At 60.5% G+C, this 17,890-nt stretch carries 14 protein-coding genes; 10 read left to right on the plus strand and 4 right to left on the minus strand.

Annotation, left to right across the window (positions count from 1 at the left end; all coding sequences use genetic code 11):
• Positions 1-98 precede the first annotated feature (98 nt).
• The 9 genes from Z945_RS19885 to dtd all read left to right on the plus strand — a co-directional run bounded on the left by Z945_RS19885 (position 99) and on the right by dtd (position 7,473).
• Positions 99-329: a hypothetical protein gene (locus Z945_RS19885; RefSeq protein WP_037971163.1), complete on the plus strand. Its 231-nt coding sequence runs from the start codon at positions 99-101 to the stop codon at positions 327-329.
• A 3-nt stretch (positions 330-332) separates the two neighbouring features.
• Positions 333-1,223 (plus strand): 5-bromo-4-chloroindolyl phosphate hydrolysis family protein, encoded by an 891-nt coding sequence (locus Z945_RS0118730; RefSeq protein ID WP_025053624.1) that lies wholly within the window; start codon positions 333-335, stop codon positions 1,221-1,223.
• Positions 1,224-1,262: 39 nt separating this feature from the next.
• Complete coding sequence (locus Z945_RS0118735) at positions 1,263-2,459, plus strand: toxic anion resistance protein (protein ID WP_025053625.1); 1,197 nt, start codon at positions 1,263-1,265, stop codon at positions 2,457-2,459.
• Between the two features lie 6 nt (positions 2,460-2,465).
• Positions 2,466-3,431, plus strand: coding sequence for a DUF2927 domain-containing protein (locus tag Z945_RS0118740; protein ID WP_025053626.1), 966 nt, complete (start codon positions 2,466-2,468; stop codon positions 3,429-3,431).
• Positions 3,432-3,465: 34 nt separating this feature from the next.
• Positions 3,466-4,584: an SPFH domain-containing protein gene (locus tag Z945_RS0118745; RefSeq protein ID WP_025053627.1), complete on the plus strand. Its 1,119-nt coding sequence runs from the start codon at positions 3,466-3,468 to the stop codon at positions 4,582-4,584.
• A 71-nt stretch (positions 4,585-4,655) separates the two neighbouring features.
• Entirely contained in the window at positions 4,656-5,186 is a 531-nt protein-coding gene (locus tag Z945_RS0118750) for a cytochrome b561 (protein WP_037971167.1), read from the plus strand.
• A 46-nt stretch (positions 5,187-5,232) separates the two neighbouring features.
• Positions 5,233-6,357: a TFIIB-type zinc ribbon-containing protein gene (locus Z945_RS0118755; protein ID WP_025053629.1), complete on the plus strand. Its 1,125-nt coding sequence runs from the start codon at positions 5,233-5,235 to the stop codon at positions 6,355-6,357.
• Entirely contained in the window at positions 6,354-7,028 is a 675-nt protein-coding gene (locus Z945_RS0118760) for a nitroreductase (RefSeq protein WP_025053630.1), read from the plus strand. The genes Z945_RS0118755 and Z945_RS0118760 overlap by 4 nt, the downstream gene beginning before the upstream one ends.
• A 1-nt stretch (position 7,029) precedes the next feature.
• Positions 7,030-7,473 carry a D-aminoacyl-tRNA deacylase gene (gene dtd / locus Z945_RS0118765; RefSeq protein ID WP_025053631.1) on the plus strand — a complete coding sequence of 148 codons (444 nt, stop codon included), beginning with the start codon at positions 7,030-7,032 and terminating at the stop codon, positions 7,471-7,473.
• A 63-nt stretch (positions 7,474-7,536) separates the two neighbouring features.
• Here the strand turns inward: dtd and Z945_RS0118770 are convergent, their stop codons facing one another.
• The 4 genes from Z945_RS0118770 to Z945_RS0118785 all read right to left on the minus strand — a co-directional run bounded on the left by Z945_RS0118770 (position 7,537) and on the right by Z945_RS0118785 (position 15,538).
• Positions 7,537-8,727, minus strand: a complete 1,191-nt coding sequence (locus Z945_RS0118770) for an HlyD family type I secretion periplasmic adaptor subunit (RefSeq protein ID WP_025053632.1) — start codon at positions 8,725-8,727, stop codon at positions 7,537-7,539.
• Positions 8,724-10,955 carry an ATP-binding cassette domain-containing protein gene (locus tag Z945_RS0118775; RefSeq protein WP_025053633.1) on the minus strand — a complete coding sequence of 744 codons (2,232 nt, stop codon included), beginning with the start codon at positions 10,953-10,955 and terminating at the stop codon, positions 8,724-8,726. The genes Z945_RS0118770 and Z945_RS0118775 overlap by 4 nt, the downstream gene beginning before the upstream one ends.
• Complete coding sequence (locus Z945_RS0118780) at positions 10,952-12,202, minus strand: TolC family protein (protein ID WP_241434531.1); 1,251 nt, start codon at positions 12,200-12,202, stop codon at positions 10,952-10,954. Before Z945_RS0118780 ends, Z945_RS0118775 begins: the two co-directional genes overlap by 4 nt.
• A 135-nt stretch (positions 12,203-12,337) precedes the next feature.
• A complete protein-coding gene (locus tag Z945_RS0118785; RefSeq protein WP_025053635.1) occupies positions 12,338-15,538 on the minus strand; it encodes an Ig-like domain-containing protein in 3,201 nt (1,066 codons plus the stop codon).
• Positions 15,539-15,848: 310 nt separating this feature from the next.
• Between Z945_RS0118785 and Z945_RS0118795 the strand changes: the two genes are divergently transcribed.
• A complete protein-coding gene (locus Z945_RS0118795) occupies positions 15,849-17,843 on the plus strand; it encodes a CocE/NonD family hydrolase (protein WP_025053636.1) in 1,995 nt (664 codons plus the stop codon).
• Positions 17,844-17,890: the final 47 nt, after the last annotated feature.

Genomic DNA, 17,890 nt, shown 5'->3' on the forward strand with positions numbered 1-17,890 from the left:
TCGCCCACCAGCCCAGGACGCTCAATACCCGCGCAAAACGACGTCGCTATCTGGTGAAACCGTCCCGGACCGCCTATGCTAGGCGCGAAAGAGGTAAAATGGCCCGATTGTTCCTGATTGTGATCGCGATCGTCATCATGCTGGTTATGGTGGCGGTGATCTATTCGGTGGTCAGGTCGATGGCGCAATCAGCGCAAGACGGCTTACGCACTATGACCGGCAGTGGTGAGGGAACCCAGATGGCACCAAGCGGCATCCAGAAAACGGCTTATATCGCGCTGATCATCGTGCTTTTCGGCACGGCGGCCGGCTGGCTAGGGGGACTTTGACGCATGGCGCAGCGATTCGGCGGCAAGTTTAGCCCGGATGATGCGGGCCAGTCGGCTCAGGGCAAGTCCCGCAAACGGCGGGTCGAGGTGTCGCCCGCAGGAGGCCGCAGCAATGTGATGTTCATTCCCGCCGTCGTGCTCTTGGCCACCACAATTTCTGATGGTGCCGTGGCGATGACGCTGGGCTTGGCGGGGACTGCGATCTGGACCCTGTCCGCTTGGCTGTTGACCGAAGGATTGCAAGCCGAAGCCGCGTTCGCCGAGCGCAAGATTGCCCGGCGGCCGGCGCTTCCACGCAAAATTCTGGCCGCTTTTGGCTTTGGCATCGGGACGTCACTGGCGGTTGCCGCGCATTTTGAGGACACCACCGCCCTTCTCGCCCCGATCCTCTATGGTGTTTGCTCTGGTGCTTTGCATCTCGTGGCCTTCGGCATCGACCCGCTGAAATCCAAAGGCATGGAAGGGATCGATACCTTTCAGCAAGACCGCGTTGCCCGTGTGGTCGACGAGGCCGAGAAACATCTCGCCGCCATGTCCGATGCGATCCGCCGCGCCGGGGACCGGCAGTCCACAGCCAAGCTTGAAGACTTTCAGGACAGCGCTCGCACGCTGATCCGCACTGTCGAAGAAGACCCGCGTGATCTGACCGCTGCCCGGAAGTATCTTGGCATCTACTTGCAGGGTGCGCGCGATGCGACGGTAAAATTCGCCGACATCTATAGCCGTACCCAGGACCGCGCCGCGCGGGATGATTACTTTGCCCTGCTTGACGATCTTGAGCAGAATTTCACCGCCCGCACGCAGAAATCCCTGTTGGATGACCGCAGCGACCTGACCATCGAAATCGACGTGCTGCGCGAGCGGCTGTCACGCGAAGGGGTGCGTCTGAAATGACAAACCCACTTTATGTAAAACTTTAAGGGATCACCATAAATGTCTGAGACTGTTCGTGAAAAAGCCAATCAATCCGTCGCATTGGTCGAAGAAGTGACCGCGCTGGTTTTGCCCGAACCGGCCGAGGCCGGCGCGATTATCCCGCTGGAGAAAGCCGACAAGCTTATGGGTGACGAGATCAAACGCCGCATGGCCGAGATCGATATGGACGACACCCAGTCGATCGTGTCTTTCGGCTCCGCCGCGCAGGCCGAACTGCAAGAGATCAGCCAGTCCATGTTAGCAGATGTGCGCAACAAGGACGTGGGGCCAGCGGGCGACAGCCTGCGCAACATCGTCAGCACCATCCGTGGTTTTTCCGTGTCGGAACTGGACGTGCGCCGCGAACGCAGCTGGTGGGAAAAGCTGCTGGGCCGGGCCGCCCCTTTTGCCAAATTCACCGCGCAGTTTGAAAAAGTCCAAGGCCAGATCGATCGTATCACCGACAATCTGCTGAGCCATGAGCACACGCTGCTTAAGGATATCAAATCGCTCGACATGCTTTATGAAAAAACCTTGCAGTTCTACGATGAGCTGGCGCTATACATCGCCGCCGGCGAGGCCAAACTGGCCGACTTGGACAGCAATGTGATCCCGCTCAAGGAGAAGGAAGTCGAAGCCGCTGCCGAGGACAATGCCGTCATGGTAGCCCAGGAACTGCGCGACATGCGCGCCGCCCGCGACGATCTGGAACGCCGGGTGCACGATCTGAAGCTCACCCGTCAGGTAACGATGCAGTCCCTGCCCTCGATCCGGTTGGTGCAGGAAAATGACAAATCGCTGGTCACCAAGATCAACTCGACCCTCGTCAACACCGTGCCCCTGTGGGAAACGCAACTGGCGCAGGCCGTCACCATTCAACGCTCGGCCGAGGCCGCATCAGCCGTCCGCGAAGCCAACGATCTGACCAACGAATTGCTGACCTCCAACGCGAAAAACCTGCGTGACAGCAACAAGATCATCCGCCAGGAAATGGAACGCGGCGTCTTTGACATCGAGGCCGTGAAACAGGCTAATGCCGACCTGATCGGCACCATCGAGGAATCGCTTCAGATCGCCGATGAAGGCAAGGCCAAACGCGCCGCCGCCGAGGTCGAGCTGCAAGAGATGGAAGCCAAGCTGCGCGACACGCTGGCCGCCGCCAGAGCCATGAAGACCGGTCTGGGCGAGACCGCTTCCGGTTCCGTTCCGGGCTAAGGTGGCATGATCCGCCGCTCTCTTCAGACGCTGGGAAAAGCAGGTGCCGGCATGGTCCTGCTGGCGGCACTTATGTCTTGTGCAGTGGCGGTTGAAGAACCCGTAGCACCTTCGCTCAAACCACAGGCCCGGCCGGCAGCCCCGGCACCGCCACCCGTGGTGGCCAAACCCACGTCACAGGCCAGCGCTCAGCTGCGCCAGTACCTCAATCAGGTGGAACAGGCGCAACTGGGCCAGGGCCTGCTGCGTCAGGATGGTGGGGGCACGGATACGCCGTTCAGCGCGGATGTTCTGGCACGAAATTTTGAGCAAATCGCCTTTTATAACGAATACAACAGCGCCTTTACCGGGCGCGGCGGGGCCAGCCCCCTGCGCCGTTGGGCGACACCTGTTCGGATGCAGCTGATCTTTGGTGACGGGGTGCCTCCGTCCCAGCGCCGCAAAGATACCGAGAGTGTCAAAAAATATGCCGCACGTCTTGGTCGTGTAACGGATCATTCAGTCTCTTTTGGCGGCACACCGAATTTTCTGGTCATCATCGCCTCCGAAGACGACCGGAACGCCGCCCTCGACATCGCCGCAACGCGGGTCGCAGGGATTTCAGCCGGTTCTTTGCAAGCCCTGCGCAATATGCGCCGCGATACCTATTGCGCAGTTGCCGCCTATGCCGCCGGTCCGGATGCGAGCACCTATACCGCCGCTGTCGCCGTGATAAGGTCTGAAAACCCCGATCTGCTGCGCCTGTCCTGCATTCACGAAGAATTGGCCCAGGGCCTCGGCCTTGCGAACGACAGCCCCGGCGCACGTCCTTCAATCTTCAACGATGACGACGAATTCGCCTTGCTGACCCGCCATGATGAGCTCTTGCTCAAGATGCTGTACGACCCGCGCCTGCGCCCCGGCATGACTGCGCAGGATGCCGCGCCCATTACCCGCATTCTCGCACGCGAATTGACCGGCGGACCGCTGTAACTCTTTCAAGAAACCGACGTAAAGGACCATTATCATGGGCATTTTCGACTTCCTCTCAGGTGAATTCATCGACGTCATCCACTGGACCGACGACACCCGCGATACGATGGTCTGGCGGTTCGAGCGTGAAGGCCATGCGATCAAATATGGCGCGAAGCTGACAGTACGCGAGGGTCAGGCCGCGGTCTTTGTGCACGAAGGGCAACTGGCCGATGTCTTCACGCCCGGTCTTTATATGCTTGAAACCAACAACATGCCGATCCTGACGACCCTGCAACATTGGGACCATGGTTTCAAAAGCCCGTTCAAGTCGGAAATTTACTACGTCAACACAACGCGGTTCAACGATCTGAAATGGGGCACCAAGAACCCGATCATCGTCCGCGACCCCGAGTTTGGCCCTGTGCGCCTGCGGGCCTTTGGTACCTATTCAGTGCGTGTCAGCGATCCGGCCCGCTTCCTGACCGAAATCGTCGGCACTGACGGCGAGTTTACGATGGACGAGATCAGCTACCAGATCCGCAATATCATCGTGCAGGAATTCTCCCGCACGATCGCCCGCGCCCAGATCCCCGTGCTGGACATGGCCGCCAACACACGCGAGCTCAGCAAACTGGTGGGCAAGGAAATCGAAGCGCAGCTTGCGGAATACGGGCTGGCCATGCCAGAGCTGTACATCGAAAACATCTCGCTGCCGCCCGCCGTCGAAGAGGTCATGGACAAACGCTCTTCCATGGGCGTGATCGGCAATTTGAATGAATATATGCAGTTTCAAGCTGCCGAAGCACTAGGGCGTGATGGTGGTGGCGCGGCCGCGATTCAAGCGGGACTTGGCGCGGGTCTGGGCATGCAGATCGGCCAGGCTGCCGCCACGCAGGCCGGACCCTGGGGCGCACGGCCGCAGGCGGCTGCCGCCGCAGCCGCACCGCCGCCCCCCCCACCGGTGGAGCATGTCTGGCACATCGCCGAAGGCGGCAAAACGACGGGCCCCTTCTCCAAAGCCGCAATGGGCCGCAAGGCCACCGAAGGCAGCCTAAGCCGCGAAACATACGTCTGGACCCCAGGTCAGGACGGCTGGCAGCGCGCCGAGGACGTGACCGAGTTGGCCCAGCTCTTCACGGTGCTGCCCCCGCCCCCACCAGCTGCGTCATAAAAAGGCCTGTGGCAGGGAATCACGTTGGCGGCGGCCTGAAACTTCAGCGCCACAGCCATCGTGAATAGCCTATGCCCAGCCGCCGTACCGCTCTCAAAGCTCTCCACTGGATGATGGTCCCTCTACTGGTCTGGTTCCTCCTTGTCACGCCAGATGACGTCCTGCCCTTCGGCCCGCGCGCGTTTCAGGCGCATTCGATGCTGGCACTGATTTTTGTAACCCTGTGCCTACTCTGGACAGCCGATTATCTGCGTCGGGGTCTGGCCAGCCGCCCCGGGCCAAAGCTCGGCCCTCGCGCAAGGGTGCTGCACCAACTGCTGCACAAAACCCTCATCTGGGGCCTTTTCGGCATCGCAGTGGGCGGTTTCCTGTTGGGCCTCACCTCCGCCACCTTGCTCAAAGCCGGAGGGTTTTTGCCCATCGCGCCCCCGCTAGGGTTGAGAGAAGCCAACGACATCATTGGCCAGATACATATTTTCGAGTTTTACCTCGTCGCTTTCATCGCACTGATACACGCAGCGTTTCACATCTGGCGGCACATCCACCTCAGGGACAACGCCCTGCGCATCATGGCCCCGAAAAGCTTGCATCGCTATTTATGATCCGGCCCATCTGGCGGCACCGCGCGTTCAGCGCTATGTCTGACCCATGTCGCCTGATCCAACCCCCTTTCACACGCCAGATACGCCATTGGCCGAACACCGGTTTCCCTGCGATACCTGCGGATCCGATCTGCGGTTCGAGCCGCGCACCGGTGATCTGGTCTGCGATCACTGTGGCAACACCCAACCCATAGATGGCCGCAGCACGCTGCCACGCCCCATCGCGGAACTGGACCTTGCCGCTGGGATAAGGGCCGATCTGCCAGCAGCAGAGATGGAAGAAACCCGCGTCACCTCCTGCCCCAATTGCGCGGCTCAGGTGGAATTCGATGCTGGCAAACATGCCACCGAATGCCCTTTCTGCGCCACGCCTGTTGTCATCGACACAGGAACCAACCGACACATCAAACCCCGCGCTGTCCTGCCCTTTGCTTTGGCCCAGAACGCGGCTCGCGATGCCATGAACGACTGGCTGGGGTCACTGTGGTTCGCGCCGAACGGGCTGCAGGAATACGCCCGCAAAGGCCGCGCAATGCAGGGTATCTATGTGCCCTACTGGACCTATGACGCGAACACCCGCTCCAGCTATCGGGGGGAGCGCGGCACCGTCTATTACGTCACCCAAACCGTGGTGCGCGATGGCAAGCGCCAACAGCGGCGGATCGCGAAGGTCCGCTGGAACAGCGTATCGGGCCGGGTGGCGCGGTTCTTTGACGATGTGCTGGTGCTGGCCTCCACCTCCCTGCCCAAACGCTTTACCGACGCGCTGGAGCCTTGGGACCTGGCCGCACTTGAACCCTATGCCCCCGAATACCTTGCCGGATTCCGGGCCGAGGCCTATGCCGTCTCGCTTCAGGATGGCTTTGTCGAGGCCCGCGCACAGATGGACCGCATTATCCTGCGTGACGTCAAGTTCGACATCGGCGGCGACCGCCAGCGCGTGCACAACGTGGACACGCAACTCAGCGATCTGACCTTCAAGCACATTTTGCTGCCGGTCTGGCTGGCGGCCTATAAATACCGTGGCAAGACCTACCGCTTTGTCGTGAATGGACGCACCGGACGGGTGCAGGGCGAACGTCCCTGGTCCGCTCTCAAAATCACCTTTGCGGTGATCCTCGGCGCGATTGCCGCAGGCATCATCGGCTATTTCGTGGCACTGAACCAATGACCGCATACGATACCCTGACCGACACCCTTAAAGCCCGCTACTCCTGCCGTGCATTTAAACCCGATCCCGTGCCGGACGACACCATCACTCAGATCGTCAACGCCGCGCGTCATGTGCCCTCATGGTGCAACGCACAGCCCTGGCAGGTCAGCATCACCAAAGGGGCCGCGACCGAGGCCTTCCGCACGCTGATGATGGAGACCGCAAGCGCAGGCACACTGCCGCAACCCGATATGGACTGGCCCACGAAATACGAGGGGGCCTATGGCGAGCGGCGCCGCACCTGCGGCTTTCAGCTTTATGATGCGGTCGGCATCACCAAGGAAGATCGCGCGGGCCGCGCCCGGCAAATGCTGCGCAACTACGCGCTGTTTGACGCGCCCCATGTGGCGATTGTCCATTCCCCCGCCAGCCTTGGCCCGTACGGCGCGATGGACACGGGCGGCTTTGTGACCGCCTTCACGCTGGCCGCGACAGCGCTAGGTGTCGCCACTATCGCGCAGGCCGCCATCGCCGCCTACGCACCGCAAGTGCGTGACCATCTGGGCATCGCCGACGACCGAATGGTCCTCTGCGCGATCTCATTTGGCTATGCCGATCCGGATGATCCCGCCAACCAGTTCCGCACCGGTCGCAGCAGCACCGACCACATTATCGACTGGAAGTCCTAAGATGCGCGCCCTCTTGCAACGTGTCACCCAAGCCTCCGTCACAGTCGACAGCACCGTGATTTCGCGCATCGGACCCGGCCTGCTGGTCTTCGTCTGCGCCATGCCAGACGACACCCAAGAGACCGCTGACGCACTGGCCGCCAAGATCGCCAAACTGCGATTGTTCAAAGATGCGGAGGGCAAGATGAACCTCAACCTTGCGCAGACCGGCCGCAGCGCCCTGGTGGTCAGTCAGTTCACCTTAGCCGCCGACATGTCGCGCGGCACCCGCCCCGGCTTTTCATACGCGGCAAAGCCGGATCTTGCCCGTACTCTCTACACCTATTTCGCGGACCAACTGGCCAGCCTCGGCATCCCGACAGAGCGCGGCCAGTTCGGTGCCGATATGTCCGTGGACCTAACCAACGATGGCCCCGTCACCCTTTGGCTGGATACGGAAAGCTAACCGCTGGTTTGGGTGAGACCCGCAGCCTCTGGCCATAGGCGACGCATGGATGAGTAACGCCGATCAAGGCTCGCGGAAGGCTTCCTTAGACTTATAAAGCGGCTTCAACAGATATTGCAGAACCGTCTTTTCGCCAGTGTGCAATTCCACCGATGCCTGCATGCCCGGCCTGATTTGCAAAGACGCTTGTCGCTCGGTCAGATGCTCCACATCGACCTTCAGCGTCACCTTGTAGTGCGGATCGCCCGCAGGGTCCCGCGCCCGCTCGTCCTTGAACGTATCGGCCGAAATCAACACGACCTCGCCCTTCAGTGATCCGTAGATCGTATAGTCATAGGCCGACAGTTTGACCGTCGCCTCCTGCCCCGGACGCACACCCGCGATGTCCTCAGGCTTGACCCGCGCCTCAACGAACAGTTCTTCGTCCATCGGAATGATTTGCAAAATCTCTTCGCCAGGGCGCACAACACCACCGATGGTGGTCACGCTCAGATTGTTCACAATGCCCCGCATCGGGCTGGTCAGGACGGTCCGGTTCAACTGGTCGGTCGATGCTTTCAGGTTCTGGCGCAGCGTTGCCAGCTCTTTCAACACATCGGAATATTCCTGCGCCCGGTCCAGTTCGGTCTGCGTGGTCACTTCGTCGAACCTGATCTGCGCATCGGCATAGGATTTACGCGCCCGCGTCGCCTCGATCAGCGATACGATGTTGCGGTCCAGAAGGTCGTTCATCAGGTTGGCCTCGCGCTCGGCCTCGACCAGCACCCGCTTGGCCCCGTCTGACCGGGACACGAAATCGGACTGCCGCGCCCGCAAGAGCGCACGTTCCGATTCCACGATGCCAGGCGTCCGTGTCACCCACTCGGCGGGTACGGTAAAATCGAACTGACCCGCCAGTTCGGCCTCCAACCGCAAGCGCCGGATTTCAAAGGCCGAGATCTGATCGCGCAGATCATCCACGGACGATTGAAACTGCGTGCCGTGCAGCCGCGCCAGCACATCGCCCCGGTTCACCACGTCCCCTTCGGCCACAGCCAGTTCCGCCAGAATACCGCCCTCAAGGTTCTGGATGATCTGGGGCCGCGAGGATGAGATCATCGACCCTTCAGCCCGCACAATCTCGTCCACCCAGGCAAAGGCCGCCCAGACCAGAAACACGACTACCGACGCGCCGGACAGCCAGATTACGGCTGAAGGCCCGCGCATCTGGCGGCCCATTTGCGCATCAAGCTGGGTTGTGTTCGCGAAAGTCATGCCGCCTGGCCTTTCCGGCTGGCAATATGGCTCAGCACCTTGTCCTTGGGTCCGTCAATCGTCATCCGTCCGGCCTGCAAGACCATTGTGCGATCGGTCAGCGCCAGGATAGGCGCGCGGTGCGTGGCGATGATGGCCGTACGGCCTTCCATCCATTTTTCCAACCGGCTGACCAGTGTGGCCTCCAGCGTCTGGTCAAGTGCTGCCGTCGGCTCGTCCAGCAGGCAGATCTTGGGGTCCTGCAGCCACAGCCGCGCCCAGCCGATGGACTGGCGCTGACCGATGCTCAGCCCCGCACCGTTGTCCTTGATCTCCAAATCCAGCCCTTTGTGGTGTTCTTTAACAAACGGCCCAAGCCCGGCAAAGTCGAGCGCCCGTAGCAGCCGTGCATCGTCACGCTCCAGCATGGTCAGGTTCAGGTTGTCGCGCATGGTGCCGGCAAACAGGCGCACGTCCTGCCCCAGATAGCCGATCAACCGGCGCAGATCGCGCGGCTCGATCTGGCTGAGTTCCGTGCCGTCGATCATCAAGCGGCCCGTTTCCGGCGCATAGAGCCCGCTGAGCAGTTTGAGCAAAGACGATTTGCCCGATCCATTAACCCCCAGCACTGCAACTTTCTGCCCCGGCAGGATTGCCAACCCTTTGATATCGAGCGTCGGTGCGCCGTCTTCCTCATAGCGGAACGTCACATCACGCAGCTCGAAATGCCCGTTCAAGCTGTCGCGGCGCAGATAGCTACGGCTGGTATCTGAATCCTGCTCGACCTGTGCAATCGCCTCCAACCCGTCCAGCGCAGATTTCACGTTGCCCCAGCGCGCCATCGTGCCCGCAAGCTGCGTGAGCGGCGCAAGGGTGCGGCCTGTCAGAATGCCTACCGCAATGATGGAACCTACGGTGAATTGCCCCGCGAACACCAGATAGGTGCCGGTGATCACCGCCGCTACATAGGTGCCCTGCTGCACACCTTGAGACCAAAAAGTCAGGGTCGAGGCGAGCTTGCGCTGCTCTGACGATTTCATCGCCTGAAGCGTGTTCAGCTCCTGCCACAACCGCGCCACACGATCTTCGCCGCGCTGGGTCTTGAGCGTATCAAGCTCGAAAATCGTCTCGTGCAACAGGCGCGAGGATTTGGCGCTGGCCCCTTGGGTTTCCTGCGTCAGGCGGATCATCTTTTTCTGCAACAGGAATCCCGGTATCACCATAAGAATGCCGCCCAGCACCAGCACCCAGACCACGTTGCCCGCGATGCTGGCCACGAGAAACAGGAACACAAAGATGAAAGGGATGTCAGCAATCGTGCCGATGGTCGAAGCTGTAAAGAACTCGCGAACAGAACCGAACTCGCGCATCGCCGAGAACACCTGATTGGGGGCCTGCCCCTTTGCGTCAGAGCGCATGCCAAGGATGCGGGTCATCAGCACCTGCAAGACCGAAATCTCGATCTGGCGGCCGGAGCCATCCATCAGACGCGCCCGCGCGATCTTGATGAAAGCCTCCATCAACAGGGCCAGACCGGCACCTGCGGCCAGCACCCAAAGCGTCGCTTCGGACTGGTGCGGGATCACGCGGTCATAGACCTGCAAGGAGAACAGCGCCACGGCCACAGCCAACAGGTTCGCGACGAAGGACCCCAAGGCCACCTCGGCCATCTGGCGTTTAAAGCGCCCAAACTGACCCCAGAACCAATGCGGTGCCGCACTTTCGGTCTTGTGGGTCTCGGCAACTTTGGCCAGCGGCGCTTCGGCCCGTACAACCATGCCGCCAAAATAGGGTTCGAAATCGGCAATCGGCACAATGGCACGATTGTCAGGACAGGTTTTGTCGAAAATAATCACATCGCCGCGTGTTTGGCCCATGACCAGCAGCACCTGACCTGAGGTCATATAGGCCAACGCAGGCCAAAGATCGGCCGTTAGCCCATCGGCGCGTGATACCTGTGCCAAAAGCCCAAGGCTGCGCAATCCATGCGCGATGGCCCCGGCTTCTTCCTTGGCGCCCGCGCCTTCGCGGGTCGCCGTGCCAATGGCTTCGAACAGATCGCGTTGCACGGCCTCGGCACCCAGCAATCCTGCATAGATGGCGGCCAGTTCTGCGCGCACACCGATCCGGGTCTCGAAGCTGTCTGCAACAACAGGCGCATCCGCCGGTTCCGCTGCGGTATTCGCCGCCGCGAGCCGCCCTTGGTTGCCGTTTGTAATCGTTAAAGTGAACGCACGTTTCTGACTCAAATCTCATCCCCGTCGGCAAGAACCCCCAACAGGCGTGCCAGTGAGACCTGCAACTGCTTGGCCTCATATTTCAGTGTGATTTCGGTTTGCTGCTGACGGGCAAAGGTCTCATAGACCCCGACCACATCCATGACCTGTCGTTGTCCGGCCTCGTACTGCTCCTGAAAGATATCGAGGTTGGTTTTGGCCTGCCGGGTCAACCCGGCCGCTACCTTAGCCTGACGGGTCTTGGCTGCGATCTGGGCCTCAAGTTTGCGCAGTTTGCGGTTGCTGTCTTCGGTCGCCTGCGCCACGCGGCGGGCAGCAGCATCTTTGGCCGCCTCGATCGCGCGGAGGGAGGCACCGGTGCCAAAGCCCAACAAGGTGTCAGAGCTTACGCGCAGCCCGATATCGGAATTCTCGCCAATGGTACCGCCTGCCGAAAGTCCGGGCAGTTGGTCGGCGCGGTCAATCTTGGCAGCCGCGATGGCGCGAACACGTTCGGCATCAGCCAGCACCACCTCAAGCGGTTCAGCCGCTGACGACAACACTGTGAAAGCCGGCACACCGCTCAGGCCCGACAAAGGTTCAATCGCCATTGCGTTCAATTCGGCCAAAGCTGTGGTTGCATTTTCGGCATTCGTGGCGCGGTCGGCTTTGATTTCGCCCAATTTCTGGCGCAGAATGTTCAGGTCGGAATTGTCCGAGACCCCGCCACGCACCCGCTCTGACATGATATATTCGAACCGCCCCATGTCGCGCAGGGCCACATCAGACAGGGCCGTTTTTTCGCGACCTTCGGCAGCGCGCAGATACAGCTGCAAAGCAGTCTGGACGCGGTCATTCGTGTCTTGCGCCAGTGATACGGCAGCGACTTCGACATCCGCGATGGCAAACTCGCGTTCGCCCTTCATCCGGCCATTATCAAAAAGCACCTGATCAACCACCAGATTGGCCACGAGCGACCCCAATGATGTCAGACTGATTTGCGGTCCGATCTTTGGTAACCAATTCTTGCTCGCCGCTTCCGAGCGCAGCGTCGCCGCGCGCAATTCAGCTTCGGCAGAGCGGCTGTTGGCGGCCAGAACCGCAGTGGCCACTTTGTCGTAGGTGCTGCCGTTTGGCAGCGCCGAGCGGCGGTTGACCAGCCCCTGGATAATCGTGCTTTCGGAATTGATCTTTTCGCTGTGGGTGGGCCGCGCCACCGAATTTGGGTCCGGTGCACGCATCCGTGCCACGAAATCAGCCGCCCCGCCCGCATCGGACAAGCAACCGCTCAGGGTGCATGTGACCACACACACCCCGACTGCCCTTTTTACACCTTGCCTCATGTCCCGCCCTCAACGTGCCGGTTTTATTGGGGGCGCGGGTCATTTGCCGCCCGCGCCTCTCCGTCTTCGTGTTTAGGTAATCACGTTTACATCGTCTTCGACGATCACTTTGCCTTCGGACCCCAAACCGTAGATTGTGTGGCCTGCGCCATCGCTGCCCTGACGGACCGCGCCTGCAATGGTCAGCGTATCGTCGCTGCCGCCCATGACCAGCAATTCGTTGGAGTTGCCGGACAGTGCCAGCAAGGAAGCTTCATCAATCGTCAGTCGTGCTTCCTCGGCAAAGCTGAGGTCGACGGTTTCGATGTTGTAGTTGCCCAGCGCCGGGTTGGAGATGGCTACAGTCGAGTTGGCCGCGCCATCATCCAGCACAACATATGTGCCCGTGGTGTTCTGTGCGCCATCTGTGGCCGTGACCACCAGATGGGAGCCATCAGGCACATCGGGGTTGAACACGATGTCTGTCTCATTGCGCAGGGCCGAGTTTTCGCTGGCGGAGGACACCTCTGTCACCGAGCCGTTGGCCTGCACTTGGTACACATCCAGATCATCGGTTGTCAGGTCCGTGGAGATGCCACGGAAGCCCACACGCCCTTCGATCAGCGATTCAATCACCGGGCCTTCGGGTGCAGCCGTATCAATCGCCAGCGTGTCGCTGATGGTATCCACGTTGCCGACCGCGTCGGTCGCGCTGACTGTGATCACGGCATTATAGGAACCCGTACGGATTGCCGATGGCGGGATTGTCACGCTCCAGTTGCCAGCCGTATCGACCAGCGCGGTGTGGTTGGTGCCGTCAAAGTTGACCACAACCTGCGATCCGACCTCGACTTGGCCGCCCAGATCAATGCCTGTTGCCGCTTCGGCGATGTTCACGGTACCATCAACGCCACCCGCACCGGATGTCATATTCAGCGGCACCACTTCGGTGTCGACAAAGACCACATCAGATGTTGTTGCTGTGTTGCCCGCCCGGTCTGTGGCTTGCACCGATACGCTTGCAGTGTAGGTGCCCTCGGTCACCTGAGCGGAGGTGTAGTTTGCTGTCCAGTTGCCGTTGGCCGCGACTGTCGCGGGCACCGACACGCCATTCAGCGTGACGATCACCGATGTCGATCCGACCTCTGTTGTGCCGGTGACTTGTACGCCGCCGCCTTCGATACGCTCAGCGCCGTTGATCACGCCATCGCCTTCGACAATGCTTGCGCGCACATCAAGGTTATCGACACGGGTGTCGACCTCGACGCTGTCGCTGGCGTTCAGCGTGTTGCCTGCAGGGTCGGTTGTCGTGGCTGAAATCTGCGCGGTATAGACACCCGGCTCCACTTCGGCGTTGGAATAGTTGGCCTGCCAATTGCCCGCCGCATCCGCGTTCACAGTCTTGCTGACACCGGCCAGCGTGACCGTCACAACAGCGTTGGGGTTCGATGTACCCGTGATCACCACACCGTCGCTGGCTTCCAGCTCGTTGATGATGTCATCGCCTTCGATCGGCGCAGGGCTGATTGTCAGGATACCGCCATCGCGGTCAATCTCAACGTTGCGATTGATGGTGTCGACATTGCCCGCAATATCCGTGGCAACAGCTGTCATCACCGCAGTTTGTGTGCCGGTCGGAATTTCACCCGCCGCGAAGTTCACTGTCCAGGACCCGTTGGCCGCAACCGTTGCTGCGTGCGTCGCACTGCCGAATGTGACCATCACGGTCGAGCCCGGCTCTGTTGTGCCGGTCATGACGAGACCCATTTCAGCCTCGGCGGCGTTGATCACGCCATCCGCGCCACCCGTGCTGCCTGTAAAGGCAAAATCACGGACGAGCGTGTCGATATCGACCATGCCAGTGGCGCTGCTGGAATTGCCCATCGCATCCGTGGCCACCGCTGTGACCTCTGCCTGCATTTCGCCGGTCGGCACTTCGCTCATGGCAAAATTAACGGACCAGTTGCCACTTGCGTCAACTGTGGCCTCGTGGCTGCCTGTGCCGAAAGTCACAACAACAGTCGATCCCGCCTGCGCCGTACCTGTAAGGGTCACGCCGTCTTCGCGCTCTACCGCGTTGACGGTGCCGTCTGTTTCCACGTTGGCAGTATCGATTGTCACCTCGGATACGGTGTCAATCAGAACCGTATCGGTCACGGTCGTCGTGTTGCCAAAGGCATCGGCGCTCATGATTGTTAGGCCGGTGGAATACTCGCCGCCTTCCAGCGATCCTGCAGCCCATGAGACAGACCAGGTGCCATCAGCCCCTACTATCGTCATCTGCTCGATGCCGCCGATGGTTGCCAGGATAGAGGCACCCGCCTCGCCGTTGCCCGAAATGGTCACGCCATCCGCAAAGCTGACCGCGTTGAAGAAGTCATCTACGGAGACTGTGCCGCCTGTCACTTCGATCAGCGGTGGGGTTGTGTCGATCACAAAGCCGGGACCGTCCAGAACGATCTCGCCATCGCCCGTCACCACGGTAACAACCGCTTCATATGTGCCATCCGCAGGGAAGTTTTCGCCCTCAAAGATACAGACGAAGTGCCCTTCCATATCAATGACGGTCTCGATCTGCTGGTCGCCCAGTGTCACGATCACAGCGTCGCCCGGTGTGCCACCGCCCGAGACTGTCGCGCTCAATTCCGCATCATCACCGCCCAGATTGGAAGAGCTGTCGGGATCATTGACGTAAGGCTCGCGTGTCAGATCACGGTCATTGTCGTCACCGCCGATCTCGCCGCCACCGCCGCCTTCGCCGTCACCGCCGCCGCTTGTACCCAGCACAGCCGCGCCACCAACAACGGCAGCTGCTGCCGCTGCACCGCCGCCGCCCAGCAGACCAGCTGCACCCAGCAGCGGAGCCGGAAACAGCGAGACTTCGTCATCGGCATAGCCTGTACCGGCAAGCTCGGTCCGACCCAGATAGATCAGATCATCAGAGGGGCTCCATTTGCCCCACTGCTCTGTCGGGCCGTACTGCGCATAAAGCTCGCCTGCGCCGGCATCCACAAAGGCCACCTCGTTCAGGTAGCCATCCGCAGAGATGAACAAACGGTTCGGGGTGCCCGCCGCGTTGAAATAATTGTTGATCGTAATCTCGCGCCCGTCGGTCAGCGTAATAACAAGATCATTGCCCGACCGCACCTGGGTCTGCATGTCGATCTGTCTGAGATTAAGAGATATCTGCTGGCCTGCGCCTGCCTGAATATCATGCGCTTTTGCGCCACTTGGCACGGTTCCACGCTGCAAGCCGCCCGCATTTTCGCGAACGACGAAATCAATCGCCTTCATAACACCACCACTCTACCTCGAGGCACCCGTTCTATGCAGGTCCTCTTCTTGTTTTGCCAAAAGCCGGTCCGTTCAAGCGCACCGTGCATTCGTTATTCTGCCTGATTTGGTAGCCGCTCGGCTTTCATTTTGCCAGTATTTTTTGAATAATCCTGCTAATTCAACCTATTGGTGCGTCTAAATAAGACCCTGTTTATGCCCACTTTTCACCGCTCTGTCGCCGTTGAGCCAATAAAAACCGCCCAACGGCCAACCCACGGCAACAAAGACACAGTTGACAACATTCTTGCCAAGACAAAGGCTTTGACCCATGAGCCAAGCCCCCAATACCCTCCGCGAAATTACCGAAACGCCTGATTTGGGCATCACCCTGTCCGATGGATGCCGCCTTTCGGCGCGCGTCTGGATGCCCGAAGATGCGGGAGATGATCCTGTTCCTGTGATCCTCGAATACCTGCCCTACCGCAAGCGAGATGGCACCTGCGCGCGCGATGCCCTGACCCATCCATGGTTCGCGCGGCGGGGATATGCCTGCCTGCGTGTGGACATTCGCGGCAATGGCGACAGCCAAGGGGTGATGGAAGACGAATACACCCCGCAAGAACTGGCTGATGCGGTCGAAGTGATCGACTGGGTCGCAGCGCAGCCGTGGTGCAACGGCAAGGTCGGCATGATGGGGATCAGCTGGGGCGGGTTCAACGGCTTGCAGGTTGCAGCACTTGCGCCAGACCCGCTGAAAGCTGTGATCACCTTGTGCTCTACGGTGGACCGGTTCGCGGATGACATCCACTACAAGGGCGGCTGCTTGCTGAACGAGAACCTGGGTTGGGGGGCCACTATGTGGGCCTATTCCTCCCGCGCGCCTGACCCAGCACTGCGCGAAGACTGGCGCGAGATGTGGCGGGAGCGTCTGACGGCAGAGCCTTTCCTGCCCGCCGTTTGGCTGCGGCACCAACGGCGCGATGCCTATTGGCAGCACGGCTCGGTGATCGAAAATTTCAGTACGATCAAAGCCAAGGTACTCGCTGTAGGCGGCTGGGGCGATGCCTATAAGAACGCCGTGCCACAACTGGTCGAAGCGCTGCCGGGGGCCAAAGGGATCGTCGGGCCCTGGGTCCACAAGTACCCGCATTTCGCCGCACCTGAACCGCGCATTGGCTTTCTACAAGAAGCGCTGCGCTGGTGGGACCGTTGGCTCAAGGATTTGGACACCGGGGTCGAGGATGACCCGGACTACCGTGCTTACCTCATGGACGGCGTGCGCCCTGCCGCGTGGTACACCGAACGCAAGGGCCGCTGGATTGCAGAGAACACAGGCGCGACCTCACACCTGCCAACCGAAACCCTGCACCTGACCGACGCAGGACTGACACCGACCGCCGGGACGTTAACGCAAACGGTGACCTCCCCTGCCCATACAGGTGCGGCTGCGGGCGAATACTGTGCCATCTGGCTTGGCCCTGAAATGCCCGGCGACCAGCGCGGCGATGATGCGCTCTCGACCACCTTTGACAGCGAACCGCTTGCAGCAGACATGAACATTGTCGGTGCGCCCAAGATCACGCTGGGACTTGCCGTAGATCAGCCGCAGGCACAGATCGCCGTGCGGCTGAACCACATCCATCCCGATGGTGCCGCCACGCGGATCACCTACGGCGTGTTGAACCTCTCCCACAGACACTCCGCCGCTGACCCCACTCCGATGACACCGGGCAGAACGGAAGAGATTACGCTTGCGCTTGATCACATCGCCTACCGCGTGCCGGCAGGGCACCGCCTGCGTGTTTCAATCTCCGATGCCTATTGGCCGCTGCTCTGGCCCTCGCCTTCCAAGACTGAACTTGCCCTGAGCGCAGGCAAGATTGCCCTGCCCCAACGTCCCGGTGGCAGTAACGACGAATACGCCTTCCCCCCACCCGAGGCCGCTGACCCTTGGGAAACCCAGGAACTACGCCCCGAATCCCATATCAGGCGACAGGAGACCGATATGGTCACGGGTGCCGTCTCGCTTGTGATCAAGGATGATTTCGGCAAGGTAAGGGACGCAGATCACGGGCTGATCGCCGGCTCTATTGCGCGCGAACGCTGGTCCATTCACCCCGACGATCCCCTGTCGGCCACCGGTCACTGCCACTGGACCGAAGAACTGGAACGCGATGGCACTGCCCTGCGCACCGAGACCACCAGCACGATGACCAGTGACGCAACGCATTTTCACCTGACGGCGCGACTGGAGGCCTACGAGAACGATATTCTGATCTATGAGCGCGATGTTACGGACAGGATTCCACGCGATAATCTGTAAATTTATGTTTACGATTTCGGGTGGATTAGCGCTTGCGATGCAGGCCC

Origin of the sequence: Sulfitobacter noctilucae (genome assembly GCF_000622365.1) — a bacterium.
Classification (GTDB): domain Bacteria; phylum Pseudomonadota; class Alphaproteobacteria; order Rhodobacterales; family Rhodobacteraceae; genus Sulfitobacter; species Sulfitobacter noctilucae.